Genomic DNA, 3,537 nt, shown 5'->3' with positions numbered 1-3,537 from the left:
CGGGCACGCTGCTGGCGGGCGAACAGACTCTCGAAGAAATCGCTGAAGCCGCCGCCGGCGCCGCCGTTGCCGAACACTTCCTCGAAGTCGAATCCCTGCGCGCCGCCGTAGTTCGGCGGCGCGTGGAACTCCTCGCCCGGCCGGTAGCCCTGCGCGCGCAACTGGTCGTAGGCGGCGCGCTTGGGCGGGTCGCGCAAGGCCTCGTAGGCCTCGTTGATCGCCTTGAACTTCTCTTCGGCCCCAGGCTCCTTGCTGACGTCGGGATGGTACTTGCGCGCCAGCCGCCGGTACGCGGTCTTGATCTCGGCATCGCCGGCGCTGGGTTCCACGCCCAGGGTCGCGTAGTAATCCTTGAATTCCATCCATCACCTCAAAAAGAGTCGGCCCGCCGCCTTGCGGCAACGGGCCGGTTGCATGCACTGCGCCATCGCCCGGCCATTCTACGGCCGGCCGCGAGGGCGCGGCGTCGCGGTGGCGACGCCGCTGCGAGCAGGCGCTTACTGCACGATCGTGGCCCCGGTATCGACCTGGATGCGACGCGGCGTGCTCGCCGGACGCTTGGGAATGCGCACTTCCAGCACCCCATGGTAGCCGGTGGCGGAAATGCCGTCCGGATCGGCGCTGTCGGGCAGCGCGAAGCGGCGGTGGAAGCTGCCGTAGCGGCGCTCGATGCGCGAGAAACGCTCGGTGTCGGCGGCCGATTCGCTCTTGCGCTCGCCCTTGATCGAGAGGATGCCCTTGTCCATCGACACCTCGATCTCCGACGGGTCGATACCCGGCAGGTCGGCGTACAGCACGAAGCGTTCCGGCTCCTCCTTGATGTCCACGCGCGGCACCCACTGCGCGGTGACGACGGCCGATTCGTCGGTGCCGCCGTTGGGGTCGAAGAAGCGGTCGAACACCTGCTTGATCTCGTTCTGGAATGCGGCCTGGGCCGGCCACTGGCGATAACGGACGATGCTCATCGTGGTCTCCTGAAACGTGAATGAGGTACACCCCGAGGGGACGGTTCGCGGCGGCGGGACCGGCCCGCCGTCCATGCCGGTCAGATAGGCCTGCCGCGGCGCTTTTCAAGGCGTTGACGCCACCTTCCCATTTCCGTTTCTAGACTCGGTTCATCCAAGGAGCCCGACATGCCCATCCAGACCGGCGAACGCATTCCCGAAGTGGTGCTGCAGCGCATCCGCGACGGCGTGGAAGCCGTGGACACGCGCACGTTGTTCGACGGCCGCCGCGCGCTGTTGTTCGCGGTGCCCGGCGCGTTCACCCCGACCTGTTCGGAGAAGCACCTGCCCGGCTATGTGGAGCACTTCGAAGAGTTCCGCAAGCGCGGCATCGAGGTGTACTGCATGGCGGTCAACGACCCGTTCGTGATGCAGGCCTGGGGCAAGAGCCAGTTGGTGCCGGACGGCCTGCAGATGCTGTCCGACGGCAATGGCGACTTCGCCAAGGCGCTGGGCCTGGAACTGGACGCCAGCAGCTACGGCATGGGCGTGCGGGCGCGCCGCTTCGCGCTGTACGCCGACGACGGCGTGGTGCAGGCGCTGTTCGTCGAGGCGCCGGGCGAGTTCAAGGTCTCCGCCGCCGACTACGTGCTGCAGCACCTTCCCGACTGATCCCCTTACCCACCACAGGAAACGGCCAGCCATGTCCAACAAGCCAGCCTCCCCCAAGACCGACGCCAAGCCGCTGCAGCACACCGCCGGCCTCACCGACACCGCCACGCTGCGCGCCAACGCCCGCCAGAGCATCGAGGACGGCGCGATCACCAAGAGCTACAGTGCCGACCGCGAGGCGGTGATCAAGATGCTCAACGACGCGCTGGCCACTGAGTACGTGTGCGTGCTGCGCTACTACCGCCACTACTTCATGGCCGCCGGCATGCTCGCCGACGCGGTCAAGGCCGAGTTCCTGGAACACGCGCAGCAGGAGCAGGCGCACGCGCACAAGCTGGCCGAGCGCATCGTGCAGTTGGGCGGCGAGCCGGACCTCAACCCGGACACGCTGACCGCGCGCTCGCACGCCGAGTACAAGGAAGGCGAGGATCTGCGCGACATGGTCAAGGAGAATCTGATCGCCGAGCGCATCGCCATCGACAGCTACCGCGAGATGATCAATTTCGTCGGCGACAAGGACACCACCACCAAGCGCATCCTGGAAGACATCCTGGCCCAGGAAGAAGAGCATGCCGACGAGTTCTCGGACATGCTGGAGGGCTGGATCGGGAAGTAAGCCGGTTCAGCGTTACGCCCTCTCGTAGGAGCGGCCTCAGCCGCGACAGACCTTCCCGATGGATTCTGTTGCGGCTGCGGCCGCTCCTATGTTTTTCTCTTCGCGCGGTACGCAAATCTCAAGCGAAAGCAAAGGCTTTCGCCCTGGCGGGCGAGTTACTTTTCTTTGCTCGCGCAAAGAAAAGTTAACCAAAAGAAAGCGCGCCCTGCCTCGCGCCCTCCGCGCTGCGCGCTCCGGGTCCGCGTCCATCACGGGGATCCGCGGAAGGGGCATCCTGCCCCTGCCGCGGACGGCGTACATCCATGTACGCCGCCCTTCGGGTGTTTCCCCGCGCTGGCCGCCGCTTCGGAAGGGAACCCGGCAAATCAAAAGCCAAAGCAACAGCCAAAGCCAAAGCCAAGCGACAGCCGCCCACAGGGACCGCAGTTATCGGTGTCCGGGAGCGATGTGGGAGGGACTTCAGTCCCGACTGCTTCCGAGGTCGGATCGCCCGCCTACGCTGGTCGTCGTGGTTGCATGACTGTTGGCTTCTACGAAGACGCGCGCGCCACCGCTGCTCAGCGCAGCACCCGGAACCGCACCTGGGTCCAGGCGCCGTTGCTGGCCAGGGCGGTCAGGGTGTGGTCGCCGGCGTCGGCGAAGTCGCGCTGGAAGGTGCGTGCGCCCTCGGTGCGGGCGATCCAGCGGCCGTCCAGCAGCCAGTCCACCGGGGTGCTCGTGCCCAGCGCGCGTACCTGCAGACGCACCGTGGTGCTGCCCGGCGCGCGTGCCAGGGTGGCGCGGTCGTTGAGGCCTTCGATACGCAATACGTCGCTGCGGCCACGGCCGTCGTTGCGGCAGTCCGGTGACAGCGCCGGCAATTGCCCGGCCTGGCGCTCGCTGGCGTGCAGCCACGGGGTCAGCAGCGCCGGCCAGCGCGCCAGGTCGCGGGTGACCGCCTCGTGCGGTTGCGCGCAATCCGGCGACAGCCGAAGGCCGCTGTGTGCGTCCACCTGCACGGTCTCGCGGCCGGCGCTCCACAGCCGCGCGTCGCGCTCGGCGAAGGTCGGCGGCACCGCGCCATCCAGCGCATAGGCGGAGAAGCGCCGTTGGCACAAGGCCGGCGGGGTCTGCTCGGCGGCGATGCCCAGCGGCCAGCACACGTCCACCTGCTGCACCGTCGCCGGCATCGGCCGCGGCGCGTTATCGCCGCGCAGGCGCGGCAGGCTGTCGATGGTCTCGAACATCAGCGGCAACGCGGTCACCGCGCCGTATTGGCCGGGCAGCGGCGTGCCGTCGGGGCGGCCGACCCAGACGCCGACGGTG

4 protein-coding genes and 1 pseudogene are annotated in these 3,537 nt (G+C 67.9%); 2 read left to right on the top strand and 3 right to left on the bottom strand.

Annotated elements, in window-relative coordinates; all coding sequences use genetic code 11:
* Window positions 1-362: DnaJ domain-containing protein (locus D588_RS0114660; RefSeq protein ID WP_017916517.1), on the bottom strand; the 362-nt coding region annotated here is incomplete at its 3' end.
* A 135-nt stretch (window positions 363-497) separates the two neighbouring features.
* A complete protein-coding gene (locus tag D588_RS0114655) occupies window positions 498-965 on the bottom strand; it encodes an Hsp20/alpha crystallin family protein (protein ID WP_010341349.1) in 468 nt (155 codons plus the stop codon).
* A 168-nt stretch (window positions 966-1,133) separates the two neighbouring features.
* Here D588_RS0114655 and D588_RS0114650 point away from each other — a divergent pair, with 168 nt between their 5' ends.
* Both D588_RS0114650 and D588_RS0114645 read left to right on the top strand, forming a co-directional pair.
* Complete coding sequence (locus D588_RS0114650; RefSeq protein WP_017909165.1) at window positions 1,134-1,616, top strand: peroxiredoxin; 483 nt, start codon at window positions 1,134-1,136, stop codon at window positions 1,614-1,616.
* Window positions 1,617-1,647: 31 nt separating this feature from the next.
* Entirely contained in the window at window positions 1,648-2,232 is a 585-nt protein-coding gene (locus tag D588_RS0114645; protein ID WP_017916516.1) for a ferritin-like domain-containing protein, read from the top strand.
* A gap of 557 nt (window positions 2,233-2,789) precedes the next feature.
* Here D588_RS0114645 and D588_RS24935 read toward each other — a convergent pair.
* Window positions 2,790-3,537, bottom strand: a pseudogene (locus D588_RS24935) (penicillin-binding protein 1C); the annotation flags it as partial.

The organism is Xanthomonas sp. SHU 308, assembly GCF_000364645.1.
Classification (GTDB): Bacteria; Pseudomonadota; Gammaproteobacteria; order Xanthomonadales; family Xanthomonadaceae; genus Xanthomonas_A; species Xanthomonas_A sontii.
Note: the sequence above shows the minus strand (reverse complement) of the source record. Positions and strands in the feature narration are given on the sequence as shown.

Coding starts and splice junctions, on each gene's coding strand:
- D588_RS0114645 (WP_017916516.1), top strand. CDS start 1,648: ATGTCCAACAAGCCAGCCTCCCCCAAGACCGACGCCAAGCCGCTGCAG.
- D588_RS0114650 (WP_017909165.1), top strand. CDS start 1,134: ATGCCCATCCAGACCGGCGAACGCATTCCCGAAGTGGTGCTGCAGCGC.
- D588_RS0114655 (WP_010341349.1), bottom strand. CDS start 965: ATGAGCATCGTCCGTTATCGCCAGTGGCCGGCCCAGGCCGCATTCCAG.